This window comes from Pseudarthrobacter sp. Hb11, assembly GCF_059383655.1.
On the sequence record NZ_JBWZCM010000005.1, the window covers coordinates 59,975 to 85,386 of the forward strand.

Here is a 25,412-nt window from a genome sequence, read left to right on the forward strand (position 1 = left end):
GCCACCAGGGCTCAACCAGCCTGGGCAAGGACCAGCGGCAGGACAGCCCCGGCCCCGGCCTGACGAAGGGCCCGCCCGGCAACCGTCACCGTCCACCGGCTGTCAGTCAGGTCATCGATCAACATCACCGGCTGCCCCTGCACTGCGCCCAGCGCGGCTTCGAGCTCGGGACCCACGACAAGCCGGTCCCAGACCCCTGCCAGACGGTACGCGCTGTTGCCGCCACGGCCTCCGGTAGGACCGCCGTGGGCCAGCTGCAGCGCACCCAGGTAGGGAATGCGCCCGATCTCCGAGATTCCCCGGGCCAGGGAGTCCACCAGCTCCGGCTTGCTCCGCGAGGGGATGCTCACGATCGCTGCAGGCCGGCCGACTCCGCTCCAGCCAGGATTGCGGCCATCGCCGGTCCCCCATCCCCGCAGAACCTGCACGCAGGCCTGGAGCATGGCGGGGTCCACGGGCCGGTCTTCAGCTCCGGCCGCAAACAGCCCGCGCAAAGCGCCACCCCAGCCAAGATCCGTAAGCCTGGCCAGGACACGTCCCTCGGCAAGGCCTTCCCCGGGCTTGAGCTTCCCCTTGACCGGGACTCCCAGCCGGTCCATGCCGCTGGGCCACTGCAGCCGGGCCTCCAAAACCCCGCCTGCCCTGCTGAGCGTCTGGCCGGCGGCTTCCGTAGCTGTTTCGGCGATGTCTGCCCGGAACCAGCGCCCGGCGCAGTTGTCGCACCGGCCGCAGGCCCGCGCGGTTTCGTCGTCGAGGACGGAGGTGATGTATTCCATCCGGCAGCCGGCGGTGTCCTGGTAAATCACCATGGAGTCCTGCTCATCCACACGCGCTTCTGCGATCCGCCGGTACCGCTCGGCGTCGTAAATCCAGGGCTGGCCGGTGGACCGCCATCCGCCTCCCACCCGTTCGACCGCGCCGTCAACGGACAGGACCTTCAGCAGCAGTTCCAGCGGGGTGCGGCGGAGGTCAACCCGGGCCTCCAGGGCTACCGTGGAGAGCGCAGTGCCGGCTTCTGCCAAAGCGGTAAGGACGGCCGCCGCCTTTTCTTCGGAGGGCATGGACGCGGTGGCGAAGTACTGCCAGATCTCCCGGTCCTCCGAGCCGGGAAGCAACAGGACATCGGCGTTGGCGGCACCACGCCCGGCACGGCCCACCTGCTGGTAATAGGCCACCGGGGAAGACGGCGCCCCAAGGTGGACCACAAAGCCCAGGTCAGGTTTGTCGAAGCCCATCCCCAGGGCTGAGGTGGCCACCAGCGCCTTGACCTGGTTGTCCTTCAGCAGCTGCTCGGCCTGTTCCCTGTCCGCTGGATCGGTGCGACCCGTATAAGCCAGCACCGCGTGCCCGGCTTCGGCGAGGAGCCGGGCGGTGTCCTCTGCCGCCGACACCGTCAAGGTGTAGATGATGCCGCTTCCGGGCAGATCGGCCAGATGCGTCAGGAGCCAGCCCAGGCGCTGCTTCGAGTCCGGCAGGGACAGGACGCCCATCCGCAGGGAATCACGGCCCAGCGAACCGCGGATGGTGAGGACGCCGTTCCCGAGCTGCTCCTCGATGTCGTGCACCACCCGCGAGTTCGCCGTGGCGGTGGTGGCCAGCACCGGAACTGCATCCGGCAGCTGGGTGATCAGGTCCGCGATCCGCCGGTAGTCGGGACGGAAGTCGTGGCCCCAGTCGGAGATGCAGTGGGCCTCGTCAATAACCAGCAGGCCGGTCCGCCGGATAAGCTCCGGCAGCTGGTTTTCCCGGAAGGCCGGGTTGGTGAGCCGCTCCGGGGAGACCAGCAGCACGTCCACCTGGTCCGTGGCCAGCTGCTCCCGGACTGTGTCCCATTCCAGCTGGTTGGCGGAGTTGATGGCAACGGCACGCACCCCGGCCCGGGCAGCCGCCGCCACCTGGTCCCGCATCAGGGCAAGCAGGGGCGAGACGATGAGCGTGGGCCCGGCACCGCGGCGCCGCAGCAGCAGGGAGGCAACAAAATAGACGGCCGACTTGCCCCAGCCGGTGCGCTGGACCACCAAAGCCCGCCTCCCGCCGTCGACCAGCGCTTCAATGGCTTCAAACTGCCCCTCGTGGAATGCAGCCCCGGGGTGTCCCACGAGCTCGCGGAGTACTTCCAATGCCTGCTGGTGGGTTGTGGAAGCGGAAGCAGGACCGGCGGATGGGGCTGCAGAGCCGGGCGGAAGACCGTCAAAATGCGGGGCAGGGTCAGAAATTGCTGTGGCGTGCTGGTTATCGACCATTGGTTCAGTATCCCAGCCGCCCCTGACACCAGGCACCGCACGCAGCCCTTATGTGGGCAGAGCGGGAACATCGCGTTCGCCGGGACCCGCCGTCACATACAGCGCTTCCCAACCTGTCCACCACAGCCACTTCCGCCGTCCACGTAAGATAAAGCCCGTGACTAGCGAACAGACAACGACTTTTGACCTTTCGGCTTCCTTCAAGGCGTACGACGTGCGCGGCATTGTGGGCGAATCGATTACGGCCGAAATCGTCGAAGCCGTGGGGGCCGCGTTCGTGGATATCCTGCAGCTCCAGGGCCAGACGATCCTGGTGGGCGGCGACATGCGCCCCTCCTCCCCCGAGTTCAGCAAGGCCTTCGCCAGCGGCGCAACGGCCCGCGGAGCCGACGTCGAACTCCTGGACCTGATTTCCACTGACGAGCTGTACTTTGCCTGCGGTCACCTTAACCGTGCCGGCGCCACCTTCACCGCCAGCCACAACCCCGCCGGCTACAACGGCATCAAGATGTCCAAGGCCGGGGCTGTGCCGATTTCCTCCGAAACCGGCCTCAAGGACATCCAGGCCCTGGCCGAGCAGTACCTCAACACCGGCTCCATCCCTGCCGCCGAAAAGCGGGGCCGGATCAGCGTCCGCGATGTGCTGAAGGACTACTCCGAATACCTCCGCAAGCTCGTGGACCTCTCCGGCTCCCGTCCCTTGAAGGTGGTAGTGGACGCGGGCAACGGCATGGCAGGCCTCACCACCCCGGCAGTCCTGGGCGACGCCCTGCTCCCCAAGCTTCCGCTGGAGATCGTTCCCCTGTACTTCGAGCTGGACGGCTCCTTCCCCAACCACCCCGCCAACCCGCTTGAGCCGGAAAACCTCCGCGACCTGCAGGCGGCAGTGCTCCAGCACGGCGCTGACATTGGTCTGGCTTTCGACGGCGACGCTGACCGCTGCTTCGTCATCGACGAGAAGGGCGAGCCGGTCTCGCCGTCGGCCATCACCGGGATGGTGGCCCGCCGCGAGATCGCCCGTGCCAAGGCGCAGGGCGAAGCTACTCCCACGATCATCCACAATCTCCTCACCTCGCGTGCCGTGCCCGAGCTGGTGGCGAACGACGGCGGCCGGGCAGTACGCACGCGTGTGGGCCACTCCTTCATCAAGGCCGTCATGGCAGAGGAAGGAGCAGTGTTCGGCGGAGAGCACTCGGCGCACTTCTACTTCCGTGACTTCTGGAACGCGGACACGGGCATGCTCGCGGCAATGCACGTCCTTGCCGCCCTGGGCGAGCAGGACGGACCGCTTTCCGAGCTGGGCCGCGAGTACGAGCCCTACGTATCGTCGGGCGAAATCAACTCCGAAGTTGAGGACAAGGCCGCGGCAGTTGAGCGGGTACGCCTCGCTTTCGCGGATCAAGACCTCACCATCGACGGGATGGACGGCAGCACATTCACGGCCAACGACGGCAGCTACTGGTTCAACCTGCGCCCGTCCAACACCGAGCCGTTCCTCCGGCTTAACGCAGAAGCCACGGACCGCGCCACCATGGAACGTGTCCGGGACCGCGTCCTTTCGATCGTCCGGGCCTAGTCCACGCATGGCTGAGGACACGGGATTGGACTCCGGAAGAGGTGCCGGCGGGCAGGCGTCCTGGCGGGACTCCGTTCCGGAGAGCACGGCCACGGACCTTGAGAACCTTCTGGGGACGGGCATCAGCGCCGCGCAGGAACAGCTCCAGCGCAACGGCGGGTTCCTGCCCTTCGCCCTGACAGTTCAGAACGACGGCGAGGTACGCCTGGTTGCCGTTTCCCCGGCGGATGCGGAGGAAGGCTCCGATGGGGACTTCGACGCCGATGCCATGATCAGCGACCTCACGGCCCTGCTGCGGCAGAACCGGGAAGACTTCCGGGCAGCGGCCGTGGTCTGCGACATCCTGCTCCTGGAGGAGGACTCGGACGCCATCCACGTGGCAACCGAGCACCGTGAGGGCCCGGTGTTCGCCGCCGTCCTGCCCTACTCGGCCGATGCTGCCACCAGGACCTGGGAGTTCGGCGAGCTTGCCGCGGACACCAGCGAACCCGTTATCTGGGTGGACTAGACCGGCGCCGGGGCCATGAAGATCAACGCTTTTGCTGATGTGAGCCTGCGGGCCCTGATGGTGCTTGCAGCCGTTCCTGGCGGCACCCTGCTGACCACGCAGAACATCGCGGACACCGTTGGAACCCCGTACAACCATGTCAGCAAGGCAATGGCGAAACTGCGGAACCTGGGGCTGATTGAGGTGGAGCGCGGCCGGACCGGTGGTTCCAGGCTGAGCCACGCCGGCCGGCTTGCCACCGTGGGGCAGATCCTCCGCCAACTCGATACCCGCGCCGACGCTGCAGAGTGCGTTGCCCCGAGCGGCAACTGCCCGCTGATCAACGAGTGCAAGCTCAGGTCCGCCCTCTCGCGGGCGCGTGAGGCGTTTTACCGCGAACTCGATGGCGTGGTCATCGCCGATCTTCCCGCGTCCCGGCAGATGGCCCCGGTGTTCGAAATGATCGGACTGCGGCCGGGGATCTAGGCTCCTGCCGGAAACGTCCTCCCCGCGTTACGGCACCCCCTGCAGTGTTTCACGCGCGATTTGGTCCTAATTTCTACGGCGTGTAGAACTAGGAATGAATACAGGTATTCCAGATGCCAGTATTTATCAAGGCCGGACGAAGGCCCCGGTCGCTACCTCAGGAGTTCCTATGCTCTCGGACAAATCCCGCCCTGTCATCGAGGCGACGCTGCCGCTGGTCGGGTCGCGCATCGGCCAAATTACCCCGAAGTTCTATCAACGGCTCTTCGCCGCGCATCCCGAACTCCTGGACGGCCTGTTCAGCCGCTCCAACCAGCGCTCAGGCAACCAGCAGCAGGCGCTGGCCGGCAGCATTGGGGCCTTCGCCACGCACCTCATCAACAACCCGGGCACCCTACCCGAGACCGTGCTCTCGCGCATCGCCCACCGGCACGCCTCCCTGGGCATCACCGAACCGCAGTACCGGGTGGTCTATGAGCACCTGTTCGCGGCCATCGCCGAAGACCTGGCAGAAGTCATCACACCGGAAATCGCGGAGGCATGGACCGAGGTGTATTGGCTCATGGCGGACGCATTGATCAAACTCGAGAAGGCACTGTACGCAGGCCAGGCCAACGGCAAAATGTGGATGCCGTGGCGGATTGCTGCTAAAACTCCCGCCGGCGCCGGCTCCATGACCTTCACCCTTGAGCCCGCTGACGAGACCCCGGTGACGCCGGCGCTCCCGGGCCAGTACATCAGCGTGAAGGTGGTCCTGCCGGAAGGCCTACGCCAGGTGCGCCAGTACTCCCTGTCCGGCGAGGCCGGGACCAACCGCAGCTTCACCACAAAACTGGACGACGGCGGAGAGGTATCCCCTGTCCTTCATACCAGCGTGCAGGTGGGGGATATCCTCGAGATCTCCAATCCGTACGGTGAGATCACCCTCAAGGACGGCGACGGCCCGGTGGTTTTGGCTTCCGCAGGCATCGGGTGTACTCCCACCGCGTCCATCCTGCGGTCACTGGCGGAGTCCGGATCCGGGCGGCAGGTGCTGGTGCTTCACGCAGAGAGCACCTTGGACAGCTGGGCGCTGCGCAGCCAGATGACGGACGACGTGCGTCGCCTGGACGGTGCCGAGCTGCAGTTGTGGCTGGAACAGCCTCAGGCCGGGGCCAAGGAAGGGTTTATGTCCCTGCGCGAAGTGGACCTTCCCGCCGACGCGTCCCTGTACCTCTGCGGCCCGTTGCCGTTTATGAAAACCATCCGCAACGAGGCAATCAACGCCGGCATCCCGGCCACCCGGATTCATTACGAGGTCTTCGGTCCTGACATATGGCTCGCCTCCTGAGGTTAGGACGACGACGGCCCCGCACCTTTCGCTGGAAAGGTGCGGGGCCGTCGTCGTACTTCAGGACGCCGTTGTCCCGGTCGGTTGGGCTCAGCCCAGACGGGACTTCAGGCTGGTGAGCTCCGACTGCAGCGCATTTGGCAGGGAGCCGCCGAAGTTGGCGAACCATTCTTCGATGGAGGCGAGCTCCTTGGACCATTCCGCCGGGTCCACCTTAACTGCTTCCTCCACCTGGGCGGGGGTCATGTCCAGGCCTTCGAGGTCGATCGCGTCGCCGGTGGGCACGAAACCGATGGGGGTCTCCACGGCTTCCGCTTTGCCCTCGAGGCGCTCGATGGCCCATTTGAGGACGCGGGCGTTGTCGCCAAAGCCGGGCCAGGCGAAGCCGCCCTCGGAGTTGCGGCGGAACCAGTTGACCAGGAAGATCTTGGGCAGCCGCTCGGGGTTGGCCTTGGCCGAGAGGTTAACCCAGTGGTTCAGGTAGTCGCCTGCGTCGTAGCCGATGAAGGGCAGCATGGCCATGGGGTCGCGGCGCACCACTCCGACAGCACCTGCTGCGGCTGCAGTGGTTTCCGAGGACAGGGTTGCGCCCATAAAGATGCCGTTTGACCAGCTGCGGGCTTCGGTGACCAGCGGAATGGTGGTCTTGCGCCGGCCGCCGAACAGGATGGCGGAAAGCTCCACGCCGTTGGGGCTGTGGTACTCCTCGGCGAGCATGTCGATCTGGTCGATCGGCGTGCAGAAACGGGAGTTGGGGTGTGCGGCGGGCTTATCCGAGTCCGGGGTCCAGGAGTTGCCCTGCCAGTCGGTAAGGTGCGCAGGCACCTCGTCCGTCATGCCCTCCCACCAAACACCGCCGTCGTCGGTCAGCGCCACGTTGGTGAAGATGCTGTTGCCCTTGGCGATGGCGCGCATGGCGTTGGGGTTGGTGCCCCAGCCCGTGCCCGGGGCTACGCCGAAAAGGCCTGCTTCGGGGTTGACGGCGCGCAGTTCGCCTTCCTTGCCGAACCGCATCCAGGTGATGTCGTCGCCGAGGGTTTCGACCTTCCAGCCCTTGATGGTGGGGTCAAGGAGGGCGAGGTTGGTCTTGCCGCAGGCGGACGGGAAGGCAGCGGAGACGTAGTACGTCTTCTGTTCGGGCGAGGTGAGCTTGAGGATCAGCATGTGCTCGGCCAGCCAGCCTTCATCGCGTGCCATGACAGAGGCGATGCGCAGGGCGTAGCACTTCTTGCCCAGCAGCGCGTTTCCGCCGTAACCCGAGCCGAAGGACCAGATGGACCGCTCCTCGGGGAAGTGGACAATCCACTTGTCCGGGTTGCAGGGCCAGGGGACATCAGCCTGGCCGGGCTCCAGCGGCGCGCCCAGGGAGTGCAGGGCGGGGACGTAGAACGCATTCGTTTCAGTGATGCGGTTCAGGACGTCGGTGCCGATGCGGGCCATGATGCGCATCGAGGCGACAACGTACGCGCTGTCGGTGATTTCGACGCCGAACTTGGGGTCCTCGGCGTCGAGGTGGCCCATAACGAACGGAATGACGTACATGGTCCGGCCGCGCATGGATCCGGCGAACAGGCCGCGAAGCTTGTCCTTCATTTCTGCCGGCGCCATCCAGTTGTTGGTGAAGCCCGCGTCATGCTCCTTCTCGGAGCAAATAAAGGTCTGCTCCTCCACGCGGGCCACGTCGGCCGGATCGGAGAATGCCGCGAACGAGTTGGGGAACAGTTCCTGGTTCAGCCGGGTCAGTGTTCCTGCCGCCACCAACTCGTCCGTCAGGCGGGTGTTCTCCTCTTCCGAGCCGTCCACCCAGTAGATGCGGTCCGGCTGCGTAAGCTCAGCAACCTCTTCGACCCATGCCAGCAGACCGGCATGTGTGGTGGGTGCGTTGTCAAGCAGCGGCTTCTGCGCCAGATCGCCCATTTCGGTTCCCTTCCTCGGGTTCATCGGTGTGTGCTAAATGCTATGGTCCGGACCACGTGAGTTTTTTGGACGTATGCTGAGCATTTGGCACCGTCAAAATGCCTTTCCGCGCGAATTCAAGGAATTTCAGATTCAAATCGTACAATAAAGTGACGAAGGTCACCTATACCGGTCTAGTTGCCGAGATTACACTCCGTCCGATTTGGCATCGCGGCCAAACCTCGCGTAAAGTAATTCGAGGTTCAGGGAGAGCGGTTCTTCGCCCGGGACACAAGATGCGCCCATAGCTCAGCTGGATAGAGCGTCTGTCTACGGAACAGAAGGTCAGGGGTTCGAATCCCTTTGGGCGCACAGATAAGGTCCGCACCGGTTCGCTGGTGCGGACCTTTTGCGTTGTGCCGGCCGCTGCTTGGCACCCGCGCCCCAGGGTCCGCAGCCCGGCCGCCATCAAAAGTTACGCAAACCGGCAACTGCGGTCCTTTCCCAATGCAGCCCCGGCCTCAGATCCCCGGCGTAGGCTTTCCCCATGATGCCCGAGGCAATTTCGCGTGAATTTGATGTTGTAGTGATAGGCGCAGGCGCCGTGGGGGAAAACGTAGCGGACCGGGTGGTGCAGGGCGGCCTTACCGCCGTGTTGGTGGAAGCGGAACTCGTGGGCGGCGAGTGCTCCTACTGGGCATGCATGCCGTCGAAAGCCCTGCTCCGCCCCGGCGCCGCCCTCCACGGAGCGCAGACCGCCCCGGGAGCCAAGGAAGCAGTCACACGGACCCTTGACGCTGCAGCCGTCCTGAGGCGCCGGGACGCCCTCGCATCCAACTGGCAGGATGACGGCCAGGTCAAGTGGGTGGAGGACACCGGCATCGAACTGATCCGCGGCCATGCATGGCTGACTGCGCCGAAGTCGGTTGAAGTCGCGGGCCTCGACGGCAACTCCTACCAGCTTCAGGCCCGTCATGCGGTGGTGCTGGCCACCGGTTCAGCGCCCAACACTCCCCCCGTCAAGGGGCTTCAGGACGTGCAGGTGTGGGGCACACGGGAGGCAACCTCGGCCAAGGAAGTGCCGCCGCGGCTGGCAGTGCTGGGTGGCGGCGTAGCCGGGACAGAACTGGCCCAGGCCTACGCACGGTTGGGTTCAACAGTAACGCTCGTGGCACGGAGCGGGCTGCTCGGGAAATTCCCGGCGGAAGCAGCAGGCCTGGTCGCGGCCGGGCTGCGTGCCGACGGCGTAGAGATCCGGCTCAGCACGTCTGCGGAAAGCATCCGCGAGAACGACGACGGGACACTGAGCCTGCAACTTGGTGACGGTTCCAGCGTTACCGCCGAAAAGGTCCTGGTGGCCGCAGGGCGCCACCCGGCCTTGGAAGGCTTGGGGCTGGAGAGCCTGGGACTCGAACCGAATGAGGCAGGGCACCTCGCCCTGAGGGTTGACAACTCGGGGCTGGTGGAAGGAGTCCCCGGCGGCGAGTCATGGCTCTACGCAGTAGGCGACGCCGCCGGAAAGAACCTGTTTACCCACCAGGGGAAGTACGAAGCCCGCGCCACGGGAGACGCCATCGCCGCCCGGGCCAAGGGGGAATTGGAAGGCGCAGTCCACGACTGGAGCCGCTTCGCGCAGACTGCCAACGAGCACGCAGTACCCAGTGTTGTCTTCACCGACCCGGAACTCGCCGCGGTCGGACGCACTTTGGAAACTGCACAAAAGGACGGCTATAACGCTTCTTCCGTGGACCTGCCTATCCAGGTGGCGGGGTCCTCGCTGCATTCCGAGCATTACGAGGGGTGGGCGCAACTGGTCATAGACGAGGACCGCAAAGTTCTCCTGGGCGCGACCTTCGCCGGGCCGGATGTAGCGGAACTGCTGCACGCAGCCACCATCGCGGTGGTGGGCGAAGTGCCGCTGGACCGGCTGTGGCATGCAGTCCCTTCCTACCCCACCGTCAGCGAGGTCTGGTTGCGGCTCCTAGAAAAGTACGGGCTGTAGGACTATTTGAACTGACCGGTCAGTTTGATTAGAATGGGTGCTGAACAAGTTCGCGAAAGGCCCCATTGCTCCTAGCTCAGCAGCTCCACGTCCACGGCCGCCGGGACCCCTTGCTCCCGGCGACGTCCCTCCAGGCCAGCCGCGGGGAGCTGACCCTCGTTTCCGGGGAACGGCAGGACCATCGCACGGCATTGGCCCTGGTGATCAGCGGCAGGATGAAAGCCGGTAAGGGCTACATCAGCTGGGACGGCAGCGGCGGGATTAGACAGCTCCGCATGGCGAGCGCACTGGTGGATGCCCCGGGCGTTAATGAGCCCGAGCGGCACCTGAGCGTGCGCGACCTGGTGACGGAGGACCTGGCCCTGATCCCCCGCCGCTACCGGGGCGCACTGCTCAGCAGTCCGTGGCTGAAGGTGAACAGCTTTGAGGACATCGCGGACCTGTGGACCGAGCAGCTTGCTCCTTCCCGCCGGCTGGAACTCCTGACGGCGCTGGCGCTGGCCAACCCGCATACGGACTTGCTGGTGGTTGACTCCCCCGACCGGCACAGCGCCGGCTCAGGCAGTTGGTTGCCCCGCCTTCACGAGCTGGCGTCCGACACAGGCCGTCCGCTCGCGGTCGTCGCTACGGTAGCTGCCCCGCCGTCGTCGTGGTCCGGGCCCGTCGTGGCGATCGGCAATGCGGTGCCCCGCGGGCTCCCATCCGAGTCGGAAGCCGAGACGGAAAGCCACGGGGGTACTACTGAAGCCGCCCTCGAACGTGAGGATGCCAAGTGACAGTACTGCGGCTGGCCCGCTCCGAACTCAAGCGGATGACCGGTGGGCTGCTGCCGAAGCTGACCATCCTCGCGCTGACGTTGGTCCCCCTGCTGTATGGCGCCGTATACCTCTATGCCAACTGGGACCCGTACGGCAACCTGGACCAGATCGACGCCGCGCTGGTGATGGAGGACGCCGGTGCCACCGCCAGCGACGGGTCGGAACTCCAGGCGGGCAGGGAAGTGGCCGACAGCCTAATGGACGGCAATGTCTTCCACTGGATTCCCGTGGCGGGCGGGAAAAAGGCGGACGAGGGCGTCGCCAGCGGAAAGTACGCCTTCGCACTGAAGATACCGCAGGACTTTTCCGCCCACCTCATATCCCCCGGCAGCTTTGATTCCGCCAGCCAGGCCATGCTCAACGTCACCACCAATGACGCCAACAACTACCTGCTGAGCACCATCGTGGACAAGTTGACCACCTCCGTGCACAGCACCGTCGCCGCCGACGTTGGAGAAGAAACAGCCAACCGGCTGCTCACGGGCTTCGGCAGCATCCACACGCAGATGGTCAAGGCGGCAGACGGCGCCGGCCAACTCGCCCACGGAGTGGCGGCCCTCCGCGACGGCTCTGCCACCCTTCACGAGGGAACGGCCGGCCTGAGCAGCGGAGCCGGTGAGCTGTACGCGGGTCAGCTCAAACTGCGCGATGGGGCCAACCAGCTGACCGATGGCGCCGGCCAGTTGAGCACCGGACTCTCCGTTTTGAAAAACAAGACGGCAACGTTGCCCGGCGACTCCCGGACACTGGCAACGGGTGCCGCGCAGGTGGCCGCCGGAAACGCGCAGCTGAACACCAAGGTCCAGGACGTGGCCGCCCAGCTGGAGGCGGCCGACCAGGGACTTCGCGCCCGCGTGGTGGAGTCAAACAACAGGCTGATTGCTTCCGGGGTCCTCACCCAGGCGCAGGCTGACAGCATCCTGGCCGACTTCGACTCGGTGGCCGCCTCCAGCCCGGTGGCGGCAGCCAAAACGAAAATCCAGACAGACGTTGCACAGATCCAGCAGCTGGCAGACGGCGCCGAGGCCGTCAGCGTAGGTGCGGCGGAACTGGCCGCCGGCACCCCCGCGCTGAGAGATGCCATCGCCGAGGCCTCCGGTGGTGCTGACCAGCTCCACACCGGCGCCGCGACGCTGGCCACCGGGGAGCAGTCGGCAGTGGACGGCGCCGGCGCAGTGGCGGAGGGAGCGCGCAGGCTCGACGCTGGTGCAGCACAGCTCGAGGAAGGCGCGGGCTCGGCCGCAGACGGTTCCAGGACCCTGGCCGACGAGATCGGCAAGGGTGCAGGACAGGTGCCCAACCCGGACGACGCCCAAAAGAGCAACCTGTCCCGCGTTATCGCCGACCCCGTGGCCGTCAGCAACGTCTCCCAGGCGAAGGCGGGATCCTATGGGGCCGGGCTTGCACCGTTTTTCCTAACCCTCGCCCTGTGGATCGGCATTTTTATGCTGATCCAGGCCATGCGGCCCCTCACCCAGCGCGCACTGGCCTCCAACGCCCGTTCCTGGAAAATCGCCCTTGGCGGCTGGCTGCCCTTCCTGGCCGTCTCGGCGGTGCAGGCCACCCTCCTCACCCTGGTGGTCAACCTCGCACTGAACCTCGACCCCGCCCATCCGGTCCTGATGTGGCTCTTTATGCTGGCTGCGGCCACGGGCTTCAGCGCCATCATCCAGGGCACCGTGGCGCTGCTGGGCTCCACGGGCAAACTTGTGGTGCTGATCCTTTTGGTCCTGCAGCTGGTGTCCTCCGGCGGTACTTTCCCCTGGCAGACCACACCACAGCCCCTCCACGTGGTGCACGAAATCCTGCCCATGGGGTACGTGGTCACTGGAATGCGGCACCTAATTTACGGAGCTGACCTGTCGATGATTGTTCCAACCGTGCTGGGACTTGCGGGGTACACAGCACTGGGGCTGGTGATGTCCACCCTCGCCGTGCGCAAGGGCAAATACTGGACGCTCAAGACGCTGAAACCGGAGATAGCAGTATGAGCTCCCGGGATTCCGAGCCAGGGAGGGAGGACCCGGAGCCGGACAGAAAACTGCGTCCTGCCCGGACTACTGCAACCCGGCAGAAGCTTTTTGACGCTTCCATGGAGCTGATCGGTGAGCGCGGCGCAGCCGGAGTGACCGTTGACGAGATCGCAGCTGCGGCGGGCGTCTCCAAGGGAACCGTCTACTACAACTTTGGCAGCAAATCGGACCTCATCGCCCAGCTGCTGCGCCATGGCGTGGATATCCTCAAGGCGCGCCTCCTTGCGGCGCCAGACCGAGCTTTGCCCGAGGGCGGGGCAGCAGACGGAGGCACCCGCAAAGACCCCTTGCTGGCAATGGAGGCAATGATCGGCCAGGCCATGGACTTCATGGCTGAATACCCCTCCTTCGCCCGGCTCTGGGTCAGCGAGAACTGGCGTACCCCGAGCGAGTGGCAGGGGACGTTCACGCTCCTGCGCGCCGAGCTCCTGGCGGTCATCGGTGACGCGGTGGAAAGCGTCGCCAAGGCCTACCCGGTGGATCGGTCCGTTTCGCGGGGGAGCCTGGAAACAGCAATTTTTGGCGCGTGCTTCGTGGTGGGGCTTGACCGGCAGACTTACAACCCGGAGCGCACGCGTGACCAAAGTGTTGCAGCAATCATGGCCATCATGCGCGGCTACGTGCTGAAGCAATCCCCTCCTCGGGGATGATGGTGAACATGCGTCACATGGGGAACAGCGGAAAGTTTGCGGTCGTCGCAGGCATTGTGGCTGCGGGGCTGCTGGTCCTGACGGGCATGACGCTGGCGGAGCCAGTGTTCATCGCCTTCCTCGGCGTCCTCGGTCTCGCCTGCCTCGCCTGCCTTATGGAGATACTCCGCCGCCGTCGCTTCTTGATGCTCGCCGTCGCTGGCTTATCCACGAGCCTGGCTCTGGCGGGATCGATCGCTTTCCTGAGCACCTGGGAACTGGCCTTCGCCGATCAGACCTCGCTATTCGGCACCCCGCTGCCCACCTCGGATCCGGACAACTACTTCTTCCTTGCGGCGCTCTCCCTGCTGACGGCGCTGGGGGCACTGTTCACGGGCGCCCTGTGGCCGGGGCGCCGGCGCAGCGCTCAACAAGCCCGGGCTGCTGGCGTCAGGACCACTCCCCGCGGCGGCACTGCCGCTAGGCAGGGTGCGCGACAGAACGCCGCCCGGCAAGGTGCGGTGAAGCAGCCGGTGCGCCGTCCCGCTCCGAGGAAATAAACCGCCTTAGTGGGACCGCGGCACCTTGAACCTCGTGATCCGTGCATCCTGCCCGTCCAACTCCGCCCAGGACTTCTCCGTTTCGAGGACGGTGAGCGCGTTGGTGGGGTACCTCGTGGCGGCATCCATGTAGGCGTCATGGTCGGAATCACGGGAGGCAAGGTGCATGGCAAGGTCCTGCACCCCCGGCAAGTGCGCGATCAGCATCAGCGTTGTCACCGTATCCGGCACGTGGTTGACCACCGTAAGCATACGAAGGGCCGACGCCGCATAAAGCCCGTCCTCGAGTTTGGGCGTAGGCGCTTTGTCCCCCAGTTCGGAACACACCCAAGTGCAGGTCTGGCGCGTCCGCAGGGCACTTGAGCACAGGATGAAGTCCGGAACAACGTTGTGCTTAAGCAGCCAGCGACCGGCAAGCGGCGCCTCCCGATGGCCCCGCTCCTCCAGCGGCCGTTCATGATCCGCTACACCACCAGGCCAGTCGGCCTTGGCATGCCGCATGATCACAAGGCGTCGAAGATGGTGCTGGCTCATGGCCCAAGCCTAATGCCAGCCTCAACCCCTTAGCCGCAGGGGCTAATGCTTGGAAGGGCCAAGTAGACAGGTGCCGACCTAAGGCGTCAAACAGTAAGGGTTAGATCGAGTATTCCGGAGCGGCCCAGACAACAACCTCCGGGTGCTCGTAGAACCGGTAGCCCTGGCCGCGGACGGTGCGCACGGTGTTGGCGAGGCGGCCGAGCTTGGAGCGGAGGCGGCGGATGTGGACATCGATGGTGCGCTCGTTGGGTACTTCTTCGGCGTTCCGCCACAGGCCTTCGAGCAGTTCGTCCCGGCCCACGGTGCGGGTGCCGTTTTCCACCAGGTAGTTCAGGAGCTCGAACTCCTTGAACGTCAGGTTCAGGGATTCACCATCAAGGTGCACTTCGCGGCGGGCGAGGTCGATCAGGACGCCGGAGGGACGCGGTTCCTGGGGCTGCTGCGGCCGGGGGGTTTCGGTGCGCTGACGGGTGTTGACCGTAGGGTCACCGAAAGTCGAGCGGACGACGTCGAGGGCTGAGCCGGGGGTGCCGGCCGGGGCGACGGCGACAGCGGCGTAGCTCTCGGCTCCGGTAACCAGGGACTGGGCGTAGGCGCGGATTTCCTGGGCGAGCTTGGCGATGGAAGTACCTGCGGCTGCCGCAGTTTCCTCATCGATTCCCATGTACAGAACGAATCCACGCGCAACGTTGTCGTTGGCCACTGGGCGGACCGGGTTCGGCCCGGCCACTACAGGGGTGGGAGCGGTGACCGGCGCGGACTCTGCCGGCGGGACGGCACGGAGCTGGCCGTAGGAGTTGGGGTTGTAGCCCTGGGGGCCGTATCCAGGGCCGGGGAAGCTGCTTCCCGAAGTTGCGGGAGCGAGCGACGTGCGCGGTCCAAAGCCGGGGCGGAGGCCGGACGACTGGCCACCCTTGGCGGCGTTACGGACAGAAATGTGGACGTATCCGGATGCAACTGACATGGATTGCTTACCTCAATGTGAATGGCCGTCATCGCGGCTCGAATGCTGGGTTCCCCGCAATGGATTGGGGAGGGACGCCCGACGCTGGGCTGGGGGCGTATGCCTACGAACTTCAAGGGGTGGGAAGATCAGGCGTACATTCGACAACAGCGCATGTCGGCAGCACCTGATGTGCTGGGCCAATAGTCTGCGGCTGCAGGTGCTGTTGAGTTCTTGTTCACAATGGAAGTGTGCAGCGTAACAATGCTAACTTGCAAGTAACAATGGACGCTCCGGTCCGCATATTGAGACAAAAGCGCTTAATGTGCTGCAGATCACGATTCTGACGAATGGTCGGATTGCTGATCATTTCCCCGGTTTTCTGTCCCCCGGGCTGCCGAAGCTGAACATAATTCGGGCCCGCCCCCGTCAACGAGCTTTTTCTTCAGATGCACTGGGAATGCCGAAATCGCCCAGCCGTGCGGGGTCTTCTGTCCAGCGGCACTGGGGCTTGGACAGTAAAAATGCCTCGTCCTCCGCCTCAGGAACAACCAGACCGAGAGGCACAGGAACCCCATAGCCGCGGCTAACCGATCGATCGCCCCCAGCCCTCCCACCCGGACGGATCCCCCATCCGCGCCCTGGTGGTTGACGACGAGCCAAGCCTGTCCGAGCTGATCAGCATGGGCCTGCGCGTGGCCGGCTGGTCGGTGGCGGTGGCTGCGGACGGTCGCCCCGACGGTGCAAAGTGGCTGCCCATCGAAAGCGTCAGTGACGAAAAGGTGATGGTGCCCGGGCATAACTGGCGGCTGCAGCTTCCGGACGAGCCCGTTGTGGTCAACGGCGATCCTTCGCAGCTGCGCCAGGTTGCTGATGAATCTGTTGTCGAACGCGCGGAAACAAACCTCGGCCGGAACCACCGCGGAGGCTGTCTCGGGCTGTCCATCGTGAAGGCCCCCGGAGGAAGGGTAACGGTGACGTCACAGCCACTGCGCGCTGAACCTGCCCTGCAACTGCTGATCCTGTGACCCTTTCGGCAAGGCGACGCGCCGTCGTCGTGATCTCTGTTACCAAAATGTGACTTGTGCTGGTAATTCCTGTACCGTCGATTAGGTACGGTTCCCGTTCGGGCCGTATATCCGGATGACGCCAAGCTCTGCCACTTCCCGGATTCCTCTTGAACCAAGGCAGAGGCGGGGGACCCACCGTCCCGGGCACTGATTGCCCTTGGGGTTAAGCCAGCACGTGATCCTTCCGTCTGGCCGGATGCCCTCATCCGAACCCGACAGCTAACTCCGCAGGTGTGAGAGGCGATTCATTATGTTCAAGTTCCTGGCACAGCCACGCCCGAAAAACGAGTCTGCACCGCAGGCCGCACCGGAAACCGGCAAAATCCCTTCCTTCGGCAAGCGCGCCGCCGTGGTGGCCGCGTCATGCGCACTCCTAATTGGGGCGGGCGCTGCAGGGCAGGCTACGGAAACCAGCATCCGCGTAGCAGCCACCGAGACGCAGGCCGCCGAGGCGCAATCCAGCCTCAGCATCGAGAAGAGCGAGATCACGGCGAATCCCGCGCCGGAGTCTGCTGCCCCAGCCCTGCCGAAAATCAATGTGGTTCCGCAGGCGGCCGAGCCCGCACCGGCTCCGAAAGCCGCACCGGCACCCGCTCCCAAGCCTGCGCCGGCACCAAAACCTGCCCCGAAACGTGCACCGGCACCCAAGCCTGCCCCCGCACCTAAGCCTGCCCCCGTCGTCGCGGTCAATGATCCCGCCGGCGCCCAGGCTTATGCCGCTAGCAAGCTGGGAAGCTACGGTTGGGCTCCTGACCAGATGCAGTGCCTGAAGACACTGTGGACCAAGGAATCGGACTGGACCACCACGGCCACCAACCCGAGCAGCGGCGCCTACGGCATCGTCCAGTCCCTGCCCGCCGAGAAGATGGCCAGCGCCGGCGCGGACTACCGCACCAACTACCGCACCCAGATCAACTGGGGCCTGGACTACATCCAGGAGCGCTACCAGTCCCCGTGTGGTGCGCTGAACTTCCACCTGTCGAACAACTGGTACTAAGCCCACCGGTTCCACAGGACACGTCAGCCGGCGCGGCCCGCACCTCGTAGAGGGGCGGGCCGCCCGGCGTATTGTGCACCATGACCGCGGGGCGAAGCCAAAACTGCGGGAACCCCTCGCGGCGGATTGCCAAGATGGTTGCAGACCTCAAGCCGGAAAGAAATGACCTGGCCGTCGCAGCAGGTCAGGCGCCGCGGCCGGGGATGTACTGGACGGCCCACCTGTTGCCGTCGGGATCGGCGAAGTACACAAAGTGGCCCCAGTCCTGTATGTCGACGTCACTGACGTCTACCCCGTTGTTTTTCAGATGCTGGTGCGCGGCAGAGATGTCGTCCACCACGAGCTGGAGGTTGGAGCCGGTGCCCGGAGGTGCGTCCGTAAGCCCCTCCCCAATGCAGATCGAGCAGGCCGAGCCCGGCGGCGTCAGCTGGACAAAGCGGATCGAGTCCGTGGGCCGCTCATCGAAGTCGGCATTGAACCCCACCTTGTTGACGTAGAAATCCTTGGCGCGGTCCACGTCTGACACAGGGACATACACAAGTTCCAGTTTCCAGTCCATCCGCACAGGCTAGCGACGCGGCGCGGAATGCAAAAGGCTTGAGGACTACCCCGCGATGCCGTAAAGGCGGTCGCCCGCGTCCCCGAGTCCGGGGACGATGTATGACTTCTCGTTGAGCTTTTCGTCGATTGAAGCCAGGACGATGGTTACGTTGGCGTCCGCGAGTTCCTCCTCCAGCTTCGCCAGGCCTTCCGGCGCGGCGAGGAGACAGATGCAGGTTACGTCCGAAGCGCCGCGCTTGAAGAGGAACTTGATGGCTTCGCGCAAGGTTCCGCCGGTGGCGAGCATGGGGTCCAGGACGAAGATCTGCCGGTCCGTGAGGTTCTCGGGGAGGCGCTCGGCGTAGGTGATGATGTCCAGGGTCTCCTCGTCCCGGGCCATGCCCAGGAAACCGACCTCTGCGGTGGGAACAAGTTTCGTCATACCCTCGAGCATGCCCAAGCCGGCGCGCAGGATAGGGACCACCAGCGGCGTGGGCTTGGTGAATGCGGTGCCCACGGTGGTGCTGACCGGCGTTTCAATGGTGACGGGCTCGGTGCGCACCTCGCGGGTGGCCTCGTAGGCAAGGAGTGTCACCAGCTCCTCCGTCAGCTGCCGGAAGACCGGGGACGGGGTGTTCTTGTCCCGCAGGACCGTGAGCTTATGGGCGACCAGCGGGTGGTCCACAACGAGAGTGCGCATGGGTCAAAACTATCACCCGGCTGCCCGTGCCCTTCCGCTGTCAGCCTCCCGCACCAGTCCGCGAGGAGCCGCCGTCGCGCCCTTCCGGACTAACGACGTCGTTGCTCTGGGAAGTCCCCGCGTTGCCCGGGAGCGGCTCCGGGCTGTGGTCCTCCCGAAGGACGGGATGCTCGAAGGTGGGGGCCGGGCCAGCATGCTCCCGCTTCCGCATCAGATGGAAGAGCCTGTGGGCAAGGATCACCATGCATACCCAGGCCAGGCCCAGGAACCACCCGGCCATGACGTCCGTCATCCAGTGATGCCCCAGGAAAACCCGGCTCAGGCCCATGGCGATGATGAATATGACGCCGGCGGTGATGGCAGTGATCCTGGCCCAGAGCATCTGGAACTGGAGGCACATGAGGTACACCAGGACGCCGATCACCACTGTTGTATTCAGGGTGTGGCCGCTGGGGAAAGACGGTGAGGTCTCGAAGGGCGGGACTGCTTCGGAGTGGTCCGGCCGGGTCCGGCCCACCAGGCCCTTGCCCAGGGTAGTGGCCGTGGTGGAAACGAGTGCCGCGCCGCCCACCAGGACGATGGGCCGCCAGGTTCGGCTCAGGAGCGTCAGCCATGCCGTTAAGACGCCCGCGACGATGGGCATGCCGATGCCGCCGCCCACGTTGGTGAAGCCGGTGGCGAACGCGCTGGCCTCGGGGTTCCGCAGTGATTGGGAATATTTCAGGGCAGGAATATCAAGGCTCGCCAGTCCCTCCTCGTCCACGACGTCGGAGTAGACCTCGGCTCCGAGCAGGGCCATGGCGAGCACCAGCGCACCGCCGATGATCATGGTCAGCCACAGGACGGCATAGGGCTTGATCCACTTGTCCACGCGGTCTCGGACTGTGCTCATTGTGCCTCCCGGCGGTGTACGTCACGGGCCCTGGGTATCCTTCGAAACTATCATTGAGCCATGGTCTCCCCTGAAAATAAACATGACGCCTGGATGGGCCTTGCCCTGGCGGAGGCCCGCCGTGCCCTTGCTACGGAGGACGTACCGATAGGCGCTGTGGTGATAGGGCCCGACGGCGGTGTGCTGGGTTCGGGACGAAACCAGCGCGAGGAGCTGGGGGACCCCACCGCCCATGCTGAGGTGGTTGCCATTCGCGAGGCTGCGGCCCGGCTGCGCGAACTGTCGATGGCCAGCGGCGGCAGCTGGGACGGGTGGCGGCTGGCCGACTGCACGCTGGTGGTGACGCTGGAGCCCTGCGCCATGTGTGCTGGGGCGATTGTCCTGGCGCGGATTCCCCGGGTTGTTTTTGGGGCCTGGGACGAAAAGGCCGGAGCTGCGGGATCCGTGTTCGACGTGTTGCGGGAGCGGCGGCTTAATCATTGGGTTGAGGTTTACGCAGGGATTCGCGAAGACGAATGCGGCGGGTTGTTGCGTGACTTCTTTGTGGGGCACCGCACGCGGTTGTAACCGCTTTCGCCTGCTTGGGGCCCGGGCCTGGCGTTTAGCCGCGGAGAATATCCAGCACGTTCGCGGCTGTCTTGTCCCAGCCGGGCAACCGGTCCTTCGTGGCCAGCCCCGCGGCGAGCCAAGTCTCCCTGGTTTCACTGTCCAGCAGCCAGCGCCGCAGGACCTGGGCCAGCACGGCGGGGTTTCCCGGATCATCAGTTCCCGGAAATTGCACGGCCGCGCCGGGGAAGCGGATACTTCCGCCCTCTCCCGGGGCAGCAAAGGTGAGGGCTTCCACAGCACCTGTTCCTGCGCGGACAACTGCCGGGAGGCCGTGCGCCAGCGATTCCGTGACCACCATGCCGAAAGCCTCCGCGCGGGAAACCAGGACGCTCAGGTTTGCACGGTTCCACTCGTTTTCGAGCGCTTGGCCTTTCAGCTCTCCGGCCAGCCCTACCCGGTTTTCCAGCCCGTTCGCCGCAACCGCGGCCTGCACCAGGCGCGCATACCCAGGGTCGGCGGTGTCCGATCCAACCAGCGCTGCCGTCCACTCGAGGTCCTTGATCTTCGCCAGGGCTTCAACGGTCAGCAACTGGTCCTTGTTGGGCAGGAGCGCGGCCACGGTGAGGATGTGCGGCGGGACGGAGCCGTCAGCAACGGGCGCGGGGTCGGTCCCGGGAAGTGCGACGCGCAATCCCCGTAAACCATGGCGTCTTTCCAGGACACCGGCCGCCCAACTGCTGGTGCAGACTATTCCCGATGCCGATCGTAAGGCCCGTGCCTCCCACCCGTGATGCGCGGGCGCCGGCATGTGCACAAGCACCCAGGTCTCCCGCCGGGCTTTGGCGGCGAACTCCAATTCGTCGGGGGCTCCCATAGCGATAAGTCCGTCGACTATCGTCACGACGGACTTGATCGGGGCTTCAGGTGCCCAAGCGCCCAGCAAGCTGCCCAGCCGGCGTCGTTCTTTCGCAGTGGAGTCCGGCCAGGAACCCTCGACCGCCAGCACCTCCACCTCGACACCCAAGGTTTTCAGACCTTGGACCAGGCGCGCATTGTAAACATTGCCCCCGGAGTTGTGGCGGATGTTGGCTGGTACGAGGAGCCGGAGGGGGCGCATTGGGATCAGGCGCTGAGGTCCAGCGAGTAGGTGGCCCAGGCGTCGGGGTTCTCGCGCAAGGTCACGTCGATCCCGGCAAGCTGGCCGCCGTCGTCGTCATTATGCAGCTTTTCCGACACTGACCGGGCAATGTACTCCGCCAGCGCCTCGGTGGTGGTGAGCTTGCCTTCGAAATCCGGGTGCTCGTCCAGGTTGCGGTAATTGACCCCGGCCAGCACCTCCTCGATGATGGTTCCCGCGGCGCCGATGTCCAGCACTATGGCGTCATTGTTGAGCGTCCAACGGCGGAAGGTCACCTCAGCGACAAACGTTGCCCCGTGCAGGGCCTGGGCGGGGCCGAAGGCCTCGCGGGGAAGGCTGTGGGCGATCATAAAGTGGCGGCGGACGGTCAGGCTGAACATGGCTACCTCTGGTCTTCGCGGGTTGGGTCCTGGAGATTTCGGTCTTGGGGGTATTCGATGACGTGGCATAACGCATCCAGGGAGCCGTTAGCCAGTCCCTGGACCGTTTCGGGCAGTTCCGAGAACGGTGACGCTCCGGTGATGAAGGCATCGAACACCGGATCCGTCAGGAGTGAGACTGCCAGGTCCAGGCGGTCGGCGTTGGTCCTGCGGTGGCGCCGGGCCCGTGCTACTACCCCTACCTGGCTTGCCCTGATGGACAGCCGGCGTGCGTGGAAGTCCTCTCCCAGTGGGAGCGTAACCTCCCTGTTGGCATACCAGGACATCTCAATGACGTCGCCCTCATCGCCCGCCAACTGGAGGCTGCGCTCAAGCCCCTCCTGTGAAGCGGAGCAGTGAAACACAACGTCGCAGTCCTCAAGGGCGTCATCCGGGTGGGCAAATTCGACTCCCAGCGTGGCTGCCAACTGTTGCCTGCCGGGGTCCAGGTCTACGAGCTGGAGCCGTTGCAGTGGAAAGGTCCTCAACAGGGTGGCGACCATACCGCCCACCAGGCCCGCACCCACCACCACCACCCGGTCCCCCAGCCTCGGCCCGGCCTCCCAGAGGGCATTGATAGCCGTTTCCACAGTTCCGGTCAGCACCGCACGACGGGAGGGAACGCCGTCGGGAATTTTGGTGAGGGCGTCAAGGGGAACAACGTACCGGTCCTGGTGCGGGTTCAGGCAGAACACCCGCTGGCCTATCCACCCGGCCGGCCCAGCTTCGACAACCCCGACGGACAGGTAGCCGAACTTCACGGGCCCCGGAAACTGGCCTTCCTGATGCGGAGCGGCCATTTCCTTGGCCACGCGGGCCGGGACCGAGCCATGGTGGACCACCATCTCGGTGCCCTTGCTGATGCCGGAGTAAAGGGCGCGGACAAGCGCTTGGCCGGGGCCTGGCGCAGGCAGCTCCTCCGGCCGGAGCTCACCGTGCTCCTTGGCTGTAGTCCAATAGGCGGTGGCGTGGATCGGCGGACGTGAAGTAGTCATCTTGCTGATGAATCTAGCGGGGTGCGTGCGCTGGGGAAAGTTTGACGGCGCTTATGCCCGGTTGCGTTACCAGCGACAGCAGTCTCAACCGCTTCATCCGCCTGCCCCGCGGCCATATTCGTTCCCACGAAACCGGCATCGCCGGGGGCCTGAGAGCTGGCCCGTTTTGGGAATGGACGCCATACTCCGGTACCCTAGTCAGGTTGGTGACGTGTCCGAGCGGCCGAAGGTGCAACACTCGAAATGTTGTTTGGTGTAAAAGCCAACGTGGGTTCAAATCCCACCGTCACCGCCACGTGAGAAGGTCCCGGTTCCCTTGTAAACAAAGGGAACCGGGACCTTTTGCCTTGCGGGAAAAAGGTTCTGCGGTAACGCAGCGGTAACAAGGATTTAGCAGCCGCCATCCTTCAGCGGCTCCAAGGAGCAAAGCGCAGCTTGCGATCCACGCTTATCCATCAAGGCTCCGAGTATCTAATCAACTCTATAAACAAGCTAGAGTCTCACGGCATGTGTGTTGAGTTGACTTATCGCAGGGACGATTCCTGATCTTCCAGCGCCTTGAGCTGAAAAGGGAAACTGCCCGCATATAGCCCGGTGATTCCCGCCCATTCCGGAACCTGTGAGAGAACGTCACAGTCACCCCACCGATAGTCCTGCACTGAGGGAATCCCTTGCCTGATGTCTCTGGTCCACACTCTTGAATACCAACCAAGGTCGAACTCGTATTCGCTGCCAGCTTTGAAGGATGCAGCCACTTCGTCTTGATTATCGAAAGTCACCCCCGGAGAGACATAGATACTCCCGCAGTTAGTCGTCTCAACCATCACGCCTGCTGTCGAAGCCGAGCCTCTAGTGCCACCGGCACTTGTATGCGATTTTGCCGAGCTAATCTCACATCGGATGCTCTCAATCCCTACGAAGTCCAGAGGGAGCATCACCATATGGAAAATAGTGAAGCCAAAGAATAGTATTCCGGCCAGCTTCCAATACCACTTCAGCACGCCCTTGTCGATGTATCGGGACCGGCCCTTCGGCGGCTTCGTCTTGGTGGCGGCTACCGGCACCTCGGCGGTATTCCTTCGAGTTCCTGTTAATTTGCTAAGCGATAGCCGTGTACTGATGGAATCTCTTGCCTGATGTCTTTGGTCACCACTCGTGAGAACCAACCAAGGTCGAACTCGTATTCAGTCCCGGCTCGGAAGGACGCAGCAACCTGGTCTTGGTTATCGAAAGTCACCCCTGTGGACACATGAATTTTCCCGCAGTTAGTCGTCTCGACCAGAACGCCTGCTGTCGAAGCCGAGCCTCTAGTGCCACCGGAACTTTTATGGGGCTTTGCCGAGCTAATCTCACATCGGATGCTCTCAATCCCTACTGAGTTCAGAGCGGGCATGAACATATAGAAGATGGTGTAGCCAAAGAATAATATTCCGGCCAGCTTCCAGTACCACTTCAGCGTCGGTCTCTTGGCAGTCTTTCCCGAGCCGTCGTTCGTCTTCGTCATTCCATCCCCAAGTCAGATCAGCAGACACTCGCCCTGAGGCCGCTGGAGGGCCGAATTGAGCCATTGGCCAAGCCCCCGGCCCCAAATCTAGCGGACGACTGAGCCGGCAGCCCTGGAGCGTTGCTTAGTAGCTGCGCAATCTGACGCTAAGTGCAGGCGACCGCCCAGGAGGGAGACTGGGCCGCCGGCAGCCCGATACAAAGTCAGCTTGGTTGGATGTGGCGGGCGGCAGCAGTTGAATCTCGGAAGAGTTCGCTGTTCACATACGCCATCGGCCCCTGAAGATAGCCTGCCAGGACCCGCTCACCGGAGGCGGTGAGCTCGTAGATCTTGCGTTTGGCGCCGGTGCCCGCCACGGATTCCTGGCTGTGAGTGATGAGGTTTAGTCCTTCCACCCGCCGCAGGGCCCGGTGCAGGCTCTGCTCGTCCACCGCCAGCTGCGCTTCGCTGATGTCAGTGATAAATCCGCGGATCTGTCCGGACCACCGCGGCTCTTGGGATAAGGCCAGCAAGATGAAGAGCATCAGTGTGCTCTTTTTGTGAGTGTCAGTCCACGCGGCGAGGACCTTACGCTCATAGTCAGAGAGCTCAAGGTCGGGTCCGTCCGCTGCCGGGTCAGACTTCGACATGCTCATAGCCCCTGCTGAGCATGGCGCCGATCGTGTGCACCAGAAGACCGGCACCCCACAGTACGCTCATCGACATCAGAGGGCCGGACCAGCCCTGCTGCAATATCTCATCGCGTCCGCTAAGCATCAGGATCCAGGCATGCACCCAGAAGCTGCCGTTGATGATCAGGTAGGCGACGGCGTGGGCGAAGTAGGTTCCGTACGCGCGTTGGCGCAGTGCGGTTCCATTCCTCACCGTGAAGACCACCATATAGAGCGCCACCGCAGCGAGCAGGAGCGCGGTGCCCGCTGTTACTCGTCCATCGGCCACGAAGGCGGTGTATCCCTGGACAACCAATACGCCCACGAACAGGGCGCCGGTGTACCGGGCGAGTCCTTGATTAGTGATCGGGGTGACGCCATCAGGTCTGGTACCCATACCCAAGCTCCTTAGTAGACT

At 64.4% G+C, this 25,412-nt stretch carries 24 protein-coding genes, 2 tRNA genes, 1 pseudogene and 1 riboswitch; of the genes and pseudogenes, 14 read left to right on the forward strand and 13 right to left on the reverse strand.

Annotated elements, in window-relative coordinates; genetic code table 11:
* Nucleotides 1-11: 11 nt before the first annotated feature.
* Entirely contained in the window at nucleotides 12-2,243 is a 2,232-nt protein-coding gene (locus tag AC50X7_RS09935) for a RecQ family ATP-dependent DNA helicase (protein ID WP_494978848.1), read from the reverse strand.
* Nucleotides 2,244-2,400: 157 nt separating this feature from the next.
* Here AC50X7_RS09935 and AC50X7_RS09940 point away from each other — a divergent pair, with 157 nt between their 5' ends.
* The 4 genes from AC50X7_RS09940 to AC50X7_RS09955 all read left to right on the forward strand — a co-directional run bounded on the left by AC50X7_RS09940 (nucleotide 2,401) and on the right by AC50X7_RS09955 (nucleotide 6,122).
* Nucleotides 2,401-3,819 carry a phosphomannomutase/phosphoglucomutase gene (locus AC50X7_RS09940; RefSeq protein WP_494978849.1) on the forward strand — a complete coding sequence of 473 codons (1,419 nt, stop codon included), beginning with the start codon at nucleotides 2,401-2,403 and terminating at the stop codon, nucleotides 3,817-3,819.
* A gap of 7 nt (nucleotides 3,820-3,826) precedes the next feature.
* Nucleotides 3,827-4,327: a hypothetical protein gene (locus tag AC50X7_RS09945; RefSeq protein ID WP_494978850.1), complete on the forward strand. Its 501-nt coding sequence runs from the start codon at nucleotides 3,827-3,829 to the stop codon at nucleotides 4,325-4,327.
* 15 nt (nucleotides 4,328-4,342) lie between these two features.
* Nucleotides 4,343-4,792: an RrF2 family transcriptional regulator gene (locus AC50X7_RS09950; protein WP_494978851.1), complete on the forward strand. Its 450-nt coding sequence runs from the start codon at nucleotides 4,343-4,345 to the stop codon at nucleotides 4,790-4,792.
* Between the two features lie 169 nt (nucleotides 4,793-4,961).
* Nucleotides 4,962-6,122 carry a globin domain-containing protein gene (locus AC50X7_RS09955; RefSeq protein ID WP_494978852.1) on the forward strand — a complete coding sequence of 387 codons (1,161 nt, stop codon included), beginning with the start codon at nucleotides 4,962-4,964 and terminating at the stop codon, nucleotides 6,120-6,122.
* Between the two features lie 90 nt (nucleotides 6,123-6,212).
* On the opposite strand, the gene AC50X7_RS09960 is transcribed toward AC50X7_RS09955, so the two are convergent.
* Nucleotides 6,213-8,039 carry a phosphoenolpyruvate carboxykinase (GTP) gene (locus tag AC50X7_RS09960; protein WP_494978853.1) on the reverse strand — a complete coding sequence of 609 codons (1,827 nt, stop codon included), beginning with the start codon at nucleotides 8,037-8,039 and terminating at the stop codon, nucleotides 6,213-6,215.
* A gap of 277 nt (nucleotides 8,040-8,316) precedes the next feature.
* Here AC50X7_RS09960 and AC50X7_RS09965 point away from each other — a divergent pair.
* The 6 genes from AC50X7_RS09965 to AC50X7_RS09990 all read left to right on the forward strand — a co-directional run bounded on the left by AC50X7_RS09965 (nucleotide 8,317) and on the right by AC50X7_RS09990 (nucleotide 14,060).
* Nucleotides 8,317-8,390, forward strand: a tRNA-Arg gene (locus tag AC50X7_RS09965).
* A gap of 175 nt (nucleotides 8,391-8,565) precedes the next feature.
* Nucleotides 8,566-10,020: a dihydrolipoyl dehydrogenase family protein gene (locus tag AC50X7_RS09970; RefSeq protein WP_494978854.1), complete on the forward strand. Its 1,455-nt coding sequence runs from the start codon at nucleotides 8,566-8,568 to the stop codon at nucleotides 10,018-10,020.
* A 65-nt stretch (nucleotides 10,021-10,085) separates the two neighbouring features.
* A complete protein-coding gene (locus tag AC50X7_RS09975; RefSeq protein ID WP_494978855.1) occupies nucleotides 10,086-10,796 on the forward strand; it encodes an ABC transporter ATP-binding protein in 711 nt (236 codons plus the stop codon).
* On the forward strand, nucleotides 10,793-12,829 hold the full coding sequence (locus AC50X7_RS09980) for a YhgE/Pip family protein (RefSeq protein WP_494978856.1): 2,037 nt from the start codon (nucleotides 10,793-10,795) through the stop codon (nucleotides 12,827-12,829). The genes AC50X7_RS09975 and AC50X7_RS09980 overlap by 4 nt, the downstream gene beginning before the upstream one ends.
* On the forward strand, nucleotides 12,826-13,521 hold the full coding sequence (locus AC50X7_RS09985) for a TetR/AcrR family transcriptional regulator (RefSeq protein WP_494978857.1): 696 nt from the start codon (nucleotides 12,826-12,828) through the stop codon (nucleotides 13,519-13,521). The genes AC50X7_RS09980 and AC50X7_RS09985 overlap by 4 nt, the downstream gene beginning before the upstream one ends.
* A gap of 17 nt (nucleotides 13,522-13,538) precedes the next feature.
* The gene (locus AC50X7_RS09990; protein ID WP_494978858.1) at nucleotides 13,539-14,060 is read left to right on the forward strand and encodes a hypothetical protein; all 522 of its coding nucleotides are present in this window, start codon (nucleotides 13,539-13,541) and stop codon (nucleotides 14,058-14,060) included.
* 6 nt (nucleotides 14,061-14,066) lie between these two features.
* Here AC50X7_RS09990 and AC50X7_RS09995 read toward each other — a convergent pair whose 3' ends face one another.
* On the reverse strand, nucleotides 14,067-14,594 hold the full coding sequence (locus AC50X7_RS09995; protein ID WP_494978859.1) for a SixA phosphatase family protein: 528 nt from the start codon (nucleotides 14,592-14,594) through the stop codon (nucleotides 14,067-14,069).
* A 100-nt stretch (nucleotides 14,595-14,694) separates the two neighbouring features.
* The gene (locus AC50X7_RS10000; RefSeq protein ID WP_494978860.1) at nucleotides 14,695-15,561 is read right to left on the reverse strand and encodes a winged helix-turn-helix domain-containing protein; all 867 of its coding nucleotides are present in this window, start codon (nucleotides 15,559-15,561) and stop codon (nucleotides 14,695-14,697) included.
* A 572-nt stretch (nucleotides 15,562-16,133) separates the two neighbouring features.
* Between AC50X7_RS10000 and AC50X7_RS10005 the strand changes: the two are divergent.
* Both AC50X7_RS10005 and AC50X7_RS10010 read left to right on the forward strand, forming a co-directional pair.
* Nucleotides 16,134-16,337 (forward strand): annotated as a pseudogene (locus AC50X7_RS10005) (DNA-binding response regulator); the annotation flags it as partial.
* A gap of 357 nt (nucleotides 16,338-16,694) precedes the next feature.
* Nucleotides 16,695-16,855, forward strand: a riboswitch (cyclic di-AMP (ydaO/yuaA leader).
* 5 nt (nucleotides 16,856-16,860) lie between these two features.
* On the forward strand, nucleotides 16,861-17,607 hold the full coding sequence (locus AC50X7_RS10010; protein WP_494978861.1) for an aggregation-promoting factor C-terminal-like domain-containing protein: 747 nt from the start codon (nucleotides 16,861-16,863) through the stop codon (nucleotides 17,605-17,607).
* A gap of 184 nt (nucleotides 17,608-17,791) precedes the next feature.
* Here the strand turns inward: AC50X7_RS10010 and AC50X7_RS10015 are convergent, their stop codons facing one another.
* Genes AC50X7_RS10015 through AC50X7_RS10025 form a run of 3 tightly spaced genes read right to left on the reverse strand, consistent with a single transcriptional unit; the run spans nucleotide 17,792 to nucleotide 19,739 of the window.
* Nucleotides 17,792-18,166, reverse strand: coding sequence for a glyoxalase superfamily protein (locus tag AC50X7_RS10015; RefSeq protein ID WP_494978862.1), 375 nt, complete (start codon nucleotides 18,164-18,166; stop codon nucleotides 17,792-17,794).
* 45 nt (nucleotides 18,167-18,211) lie between these two features.
* Nucleotides 18,212-18,847 (reverse strand): uracil phosphoribosyltransferase, encoded by a 636-nt coding sequence (gene upp / locus AC50X7_RS10020; RefSeq protein WP_104043130.1) that lies wholly within the window; start codon nucleotides 18,845-18,847, stop codon nucleotides 18,212-18,214.
* Between the two features lie 40 nt (nucleotides 18,848-18,887).
* The gene (locus AC50X7_RS10025) at nucleotides 18,888-19,739 is read right to left on the reverse strand and encodes a phosphatase PAP2 family protein (RefSeq protein ID WP_494978863.1); all 852 of its coding nucleotides are present in this window, start codon (nucleotides 19,737-19,739) and stop codon (nucleotides 18,888-18,890) included.
* A gap of 60 nt (nucleotides 19,740-19,799) precedes the next feature.
* On the opposite strand from AC50X7_RS10025, the gene AC50X7_RS10030 reads away from it, so the two are divergent.
* On the forward strand, nucleotides 19,800-20,306 hold the full coding sequence (locus tag AC50X7_RS10030; protein WP_494978864.1) for a nucleoside deaminase: 507 nt from the start codon (nucleotides 19,800-19,802) through the stop codon (nucleotides 20,304-20,306).
* 34 nt (nucleotides 20,307-20,340) lie between these two features.
* Here the strand turns inward: AC50X7_RS10030 and AC50X7_RS10035 are convergent, their stop codons facing one another.
* The 3 genes from AC50X7_RS10035 to AC50X7_RS10045 all read right to left on the reverse strand — a co-directional run bounded on the left by AC50X7_RS10035 (nucleotide 20,341) and on the right by AC50X7_RS10045 (nucleotide 22,840).
* Nucleotides 20,341-21,312: a glycosyltransferase family 4 protein gene (locus tag AC50X7_RS10035; RefSeq protein WP_494978865.1), complete on the reverse strand. Its 972-nt coding sequence runs from the start codon at nucleotides 21,310-21,312 to the stop codon at nucleotides 20,341-20,343.
* A gap of 98 nt (nucleotides 21,313-21,410) precedes the next feature.
* Nucleotides 21,411-21,806 carry a 6-pyruvoyl trahydropterin synthase family protein gene (locus tag AC50X7_RS10040; protein ID WP_494978866.1) on the reverse strand — a complete coding sequence of 132 codons (396 nt, stop codon included), beginning with the start codon at nucleotides 21,804-21,806 and terminating at the stop codon, nucleotides 21,411-21,413.
* Nucleotides 21,807-21,808: 2 nt separating this feature from the next.
* Nucleotides 21,809-22,840, reverse strand: a complete 1,032-nt coding sequence (locus AC50X7_RS10045; RefSeq protein ID WP_494978867.1) for a zinc-dependent alcohol dehydrogenase — start codon at nucleotides 22,838-22,840, stop codon at nucleotides 21,809-21,811.
* A 205-nt stretch (nucleotides 22,841-23,045) separates the two neighbouring features.
* Here AC50X7_RS10045 and AC50X7_RS10050 point away from each other — a divergent pair.
* Nucleotides 23,046-23,135: transfer RNA gene (locus AC50X7_RS10050), tRNA-Ser, on the forward strand.
* Nucleotides 23,136-23,364: 229 nt separating this feature from the next.
* Here the strand turns inward: AC50X7_RS10050 and AC50X7_RS10055 are convergent.
* The 3 genes from AC50X7_RS10055 to AC50X7_RS10065 form a co-directional block, all read right to left on the reverse strand.
* A complete protein-coding gene (locus AC50X7_RS10055) occupies nucleotides 23,365-23,904 on the reverse strand; it encodes a hypothetical protein (RefSeq protein ID WP_494978868.1) in 540 nt (179 codons plus the stop codon).
* Between the two features lie 643 nt (nucleotides 23,905-24,547).
* Nucleotides 24,548-24,973: a PadR family transcriptional regulator gene (locus tag AC50X7_RS10060; RefSeq protein ID WP_494978869.1), complete on the reverse strand. Its 426-nt coding sequence runs from the start codon at nucleotides 24,971-24,973 to the stop codon at nucleotides 24,548-24,550.
* Complete coding sequence (locus AC50X7_RS10065; protein WP_494978870.1) at nucleotides 24,960-25,391, reverse strand: hypothetical protein; 432 nt, start codon at nucleotides 25,389-25,391, stop codon at nucleotides 24,960-24,962. The genes AC50X7_RS10060 and AC50X7_RS10065 overlap by 14 nt, the downstream gene beginning before the upstream one ends.
* Nucleotides 25,392-25,412 lie beyond the last annotated feature (21 nt).